The organism is Leptolyngbya sp. FACHB-711 (assembly GCF_014695615.1).
Lineage (GTDB): Bacteria > Cyanobacteriota > Cyanobacteriia > Elainellales > Elainellaceae > Leptolyngbya_A.
Map to the genome: position 1 here is coordinate 1 of NZ_JACJOR010000114.1, position 3,781 is coordinate 3,781.

Sequence of the window (3,781 nt, forward strand, 5' to 3'; positions counted from 1 at the left end):
CAGGAATTCAATTCGCTCTAAGCCTAACTCCACGCCAAAGTGAGCAAACTGGTGCAGCAGCGCATCAATTTCCGCTTGGGCATCAGGTTCAGCAAGCTCAGAAGCAAGTGAAGGGAGATTTGACATGGCAGGACGAATCGCGACAAAAGGCAGATGCTTTCACAGCATACTTTCATCTTGCCTGATCTCGTGGATTCCTGGTGGGTGAGCCTGGGTGGAAAGCAATTGCTTGGTGAGCAACGCTCCTGCCTAAAGGCGATGATTTGAAGAACTTGCAGCGATCGGTTGACTGATCCAGCCGCATCCACCGCACCAACCGCACAACGAGTGGGGATCAGTTTCCCGCCGATCGCTGCTTTTCCTGCTCGACTTCTTCCTGAAGCTTTGCCAGTTCTTCCGGGGTCATTTCTTCGAGTCGCTTTTGCAGCACAGCATCTTCGTAGTTTCGCATCTGCTCACCCAGCGTCATGTTCTTCGTGAGTACGCGAAACAAATAGGTGAGGAGCCATCCGACCACGCCGCCCACTAGCACAGCCTGGCTCCAGATGCCAGCCGAAATGCTATCTAGACCTGCAAACTGCAAAATCAGGTAGATGATTCCCCCTGCAGCAAAAATGCCAATACCAATGCCGATAACATCAATCCGTCGCATGGCTTAGCTGATTTGCCGGGGTTGGGGACGGAAGTTGAGGAAGGGACTCAGCAACACCAGACCGGGGAAGAAGAAAAATACGCCAAAATACATCAGCACGCGCTCGATCGAGCTTGCCACATACCAGCGGCTCTTGAGATACAGAAACAGCAGTGCCGGCATAACCACTAGATAAGCCCCACCTAGAGCCAGGTACAGCAGTGGAACAAGAGGAAGTGACATAGGCTTTCGCTTAAATGAAGCTTTGTTGGGTTCACTTAGGTTCAGCAAGGGCACGGCGAGAATTTCCCGTTTGCCTCTGCTGTTGTCTATCTTACCGCTTTCAACTGCCCGAAATAGAGAATCCAGACTGGGTAGGGGCGATCGAATCCCCTAAAAAACCTGATGGTTAGCGTCAGGAAAGGCGATGAAACTACAGGGAGATAGCCCTAAAGATGAAACTCCAGGGATGATAGCCCTAAAAAGAGAAACCCCAGCCGGAGCCGGGGAAGGGTGATCAGGATTGCATCCCATTTAGTCTTGAGTCGTTCGATTCAACAGTATCGGTAGGGATGACCCGATCGCGTCGTCCGATGTGTATAGATCGGCAGAACAGCCTCTCTGTCAGAAGATGGATGGACTTGTGTAATAAGTACGTGAGCCAGCGTCTCAAGACAGAAAACTTTAGCCCAGAAGCTGCTTAAAGTGATCCATATCTGCTGAGTGCAGATAAAAAGAAGCGCAAAGATTTCGATCGTTTTGGAGCAGAATCTGCAAAATGGGGATAAAGATAGAAAAAATAAATATAAATCATCAGTAATCCTGTTTATTCTTTGATTATTTTTGATTGATTATTTTTTGCTCAACTTTTGACCTGCACGCTTTGGAAACTCAGGCATTGTCATGACGCAGCACCTCATTCCTCCTGCGGGACACGATGACTTCAACGCCCTATCGCTTCAGGATCAGATTCAAATTGCGCTGGCAGTTGCTGATGAAACCTCGCTGAAGTCGCTCTTAGTGGATTGTGTCCCGCCGATCACCGCTCTGCATCGAATTCGCAATCTCAAAACGACCGTGAGTGTCCCGCTTGCCTCTGGAACAATCGGATCATTTTCTGGGCAATCTGCCGCACCCTCGATCGACGGCATTCTTCAGTTTGAGGAGGCATACTGCACCCTGATCGCTTCAGCGGAGGAACTCAAGCAGGGCATCGCCGACTACACCCAGCAATATGGAAACGATCGCGGCTATCTTGACCTGACCCGGTGCGAGTCTGAGATGCACACCCTGGGGCAATCCCTTCCTTTGTCACAGGCACTGGCACGGTTGACCCATTCGGGCTTTTCGCCGCGACAGATCCAGGCAATTTTGCACCTGCCGCAGGATGGTTGGTTTCAGTCCTGGTGGTATGTCGTAGATGCTGCCGGAGAGTTTACCGTGCCGTTTCTGCGCGTGCTGCGGACGCTTCACTATCCCGATGGCACAGTGACAATTCAGTACAAAGACTTTTTTGCTCAGCAAAAGCCCGACTGCTATATGAGCCAGTCTCGGCAGGTGATGGTTTTGCTTAAAAACGATCGCAGCTTTAGCGAAACGTTGACCCGGATCAATCTCGCGCGGCAGCAGTTGGGGATCGATCGCGTGATCCTGGTAGGTAGCCATCTCTCGGAACTCGAAGCCAAGGCATACATTAATCAGGGCGTGAGCCTTTATATGACCCGCTCGCTGAGCCTGCCAACTCCAGCAAACTGCTGTCACTGTGTGAATTCAGATTGTCCTTGGCACGGACGGTCGGATTCTCCAGTAATTTTGTGTCGGCGATTTTGTTTCGAGGGAGTGGAAGAGTAGAGAGGTGGAGGAGTGAAGGGGTGAAGGGGTAGATGAGTGAGGAGATGAGGAGATGGGGGTGTGTCGGTGGGTGGTTTAGTCAGACTAGGTTTAGTCAGATTAGGTCTAGTCAGAATAAATGGGGTCAAGCCAGTACAGGAGGGTGCGTTTGAGTTGGTTGAGGTCGCGGGTAAGTTCTTGACGGAAGAATTGTCCGATCGCGTCGAAAGGGGAGAATTCGCTGCTTGTTTGCCACTGCACGTCCTGACCGAGGGGGGTAAGGTGGTTGCCGCGCAAGATTTTGAGGTGAGTGGTTTCGGGGAAACGCTCGTTCAGTGCCAGAGTAAGGGGTTTGGTTTGGTCAATGTCGTCGCTGGTAAATTTCACGAGCAGGTTGTGCTTGACCTGATAGTGCTTGGCGATCAGGCGATTGGTTTCTTCGGGCGATGGGGTGAATTCGACATCGAAGGCGGCAAGTTGGGGCAGGGGCAGATCTTTGAGCTGGGCGGAAAATTGGTTAGTAATTTGAGTCATCCACTGGGTTCCGAGGCGCGACAGTTCGCCTAACTGATCCAGCATCGGGATCGATCGCCTTGCCGGGTAATTGTTGAACGAAATCAGAATATTCCCGGCGCGTTCCTGCGGAAACAGACTGCCGATCAACAGATGCAGCTTGCAGCCCATGCTGTGCCCCATCCCGTAAACGGGGAGCTGCTGCCGCAAAATGTCGATTTGCAAATGCTCGATCGCCAGATTGCCAAGTCTTAAAGTGCGCTGGGCGATCGTGGTGTGATCCATTGTGTTGACAAACGGCGTTGCTACGATTGCGTAGCCCTGATTTGCCAGAAACTCCAGCAAGGTGCGGTAGGTAAGCTGGGGAGCCGTTGCCACAAATGCGCCGCCCAGAAAATGAATAATGGCGGTCGGCTGGGGGGGAACCAGCACCCAGTTACCGTAAATTTCCTGCCACTCCATAGCTTTCTTAATAGCGTTCTTGTTAATGTTTTGTGTCGCGTTACTGAAAACGCCGCTTCTTTCACTGTAGCGGCCACAAGAGTGGGGTGGTAGCGCGATCGGAGATGAACATTTCTTTAATGTTCTTATTCATTTCCTTTCGATCGGCTTAGGAGTACAGTCGGGGGCCGAGGAGTTCAGGGTTTGGAAGGCGATCGAGCATTCTTGTCTAAGGATTTTTGTCTATTGTCTGAAAGGTTCTGCGCTAAAAGATGGTTTGACCCGTCGCCCATTGCCTGCATTGCCCCCTAAATTCCTAAACGTCAAATTCCCGAACTTCTGGTTCTAACTGCGGGTTCTAACTTC

Annotated in this window: 4 protein-coding genes; 1 reads left to right on the top strand and 3 read right to left on the bottom strand. The window is 51.2% G+C overall.

Going from position 1 to position 3,781, the window contains the following annotated elements; all coding sequences use genetic code 11:
* Positions 1 to 334: 334 nt before the first annotated feature.
* Entirely contained in the window at positions 335 to 652 is a 318-nt protein-coding gene (locus tag H6F80_RS03625; protein ID WP_190790248.1) for a DUF3007 family protein, read from the bottom strand.
* 3 nt (positions 653 to 655) lie between these two features.
* Positions 656 to 874 carry an NAD(P)H-quinone oxidoreductase subunit L gene (gene ndhL, locus H6F80_RS03630; protein ID WP_190790249.1) on the bottom strand — a complete coding sequence of 73 codons (219 nt, stop codon included), beginning with the start codon at positions 872 to 874 and terminating at the stop codon, positions 656 to 658.
* Between the two features lie 660 nt (positions 875 to 1,534).
* Here ndhL and H6F80_RS03635 point away from each other — a divergent pair.
* Positions 1,535 to 2,482: a hypothetical protein gene (locus H6F80_RS03635; RefSeq protein WP_190790250.1), complete on the top strand. Its 948-nt coding sequence runs from the start codon at positions 1,535 to 1,537 to the stop codon at positions 2,480 to 2,482.
* Between the two features lie 105 nt (positions 2,483 to 2,587).
* Here H6F80_RS03635 and H6F80_RS03640 read toward each other — a convergent pair whose 3' ends face one another.
* A complete protein-coding gene (locus tag H6F80_RS03640; RefSeq protein ID WP_190790251.1) occupies positions 2,588 to 3,436 on the bottom strand; it encodes a DUF1350 family protein in 849 nt (282 codons plus the stop codon).
* Positions 3,437 to 3,781: the final 345 nt, after the last annotated feature.

Coding starts and splice junctions, on each gene's coding strand:
- H6F80_RS03635 (WP_190790250.1), top strand. CDS start 1,535: ATGACGCAGCACCTCATTCCTCCTGCGGGACACGATGACTTCAACGCC.
- ndhL (WP_190790249.1), bottom strand. CDS start 874: ATGTCACTTCCTCTTGTTCCACTGCTGTACCTGGCTCTAGGTGGGGCT.
- H6F80_RS03625 (WP_190790248.1), bottom strand. CDS start 652: ATGCGACGGATTGATGTTATCGGCATTGGTATTGGCATTTTTGCTGCA.
- H6F80_RS03640 (WP_190790251.1), bottom strand. CDS start 3,436: ATGGAGTGGCAGGAAATTTACGGTAACTGGGTGCTGGTTCCCCCCCAG.